At 66.8% G+C, this 696-nt stretch carries 1 protein-coding gene; it reads left to right on the plus strand.

Annotation, left to right across the window (positions count from 1 at the left end):
* Positions 1-696, plus strand: a 696-nt coding sequence (locus OQE62_RS19370; protein ID WP_265723690.1) for a condensation domain-containing protein, incomplete at both ends; no start/stop codon positions are given.

Here is a 696-nt window from a genome sequence, read left to right on the forward strand (position 1 = left end):
CCGGCGTTGCTGGAACTGCCGACGGACCGGGTGCGCCCGGCGCAGAAGCAGTACCGGGGCGGCAGCGTCACGCTGAAATTGCCGGCGCCACTGGTGCAGCAGGTGGAATCCCTGGCACAACGCAGCGGCGCAACCCTGTTCATGAGTCTGCTGGGCGTGTTCCAGGTATTGCTGGCGCGGCTGAGCGGTCAGACGGACTTTGCGGTGGGCACACCGACAGCACACCGCACGCACAGCGAGTTGGAAGGGCTGATCGGGTTTTTCGCGAACACGCTGGTGATCCGCAGCGGGCTGGACCTGGAGCGGGGATTTGCGAGCCACCTGAAGGAAGTGCGGCAGCGGACGCTGGGGGCCTACGAACACCAGGACCTGCCATTCGAGCAGTTGGTGGAGCGGGTGAGCCCGGAACGGAACCTGAGCTTTACCCCGTTGTTCCAGGTGATGTTCAGCCTGAACAATGCGGTGGGCGAGTTGCCGGAGTGGCCGGGCATGAGCCTGGAGGGGTTGGGCAGTGGCGGCGAGCAGGCGAAATTCGACCTGAGCCTGGACCTGCAGCCATCGGTCGACGGGGGCCTGCAGGGGTCGCTGGTGTACGACGAGGCGCTGTTCGATGCGGAGACGATGGCGCGCTGGGCGCAGTGGTACCTGCGCTTGCTGGAGGCGGCCGTGGCAGAGCCGCAGGCGCCGGTGGGGACA

Source organism: Microbulbifer halophilus (assembly GCF_026183675.1).
GTDB classification, from domain to species: Bacteria; Pseudomonadota; Gammaproteobacteria; order Pseudomonadales; family Cellvibrionaceae; genus Microbulbifer; species Microbulbifer halophilus.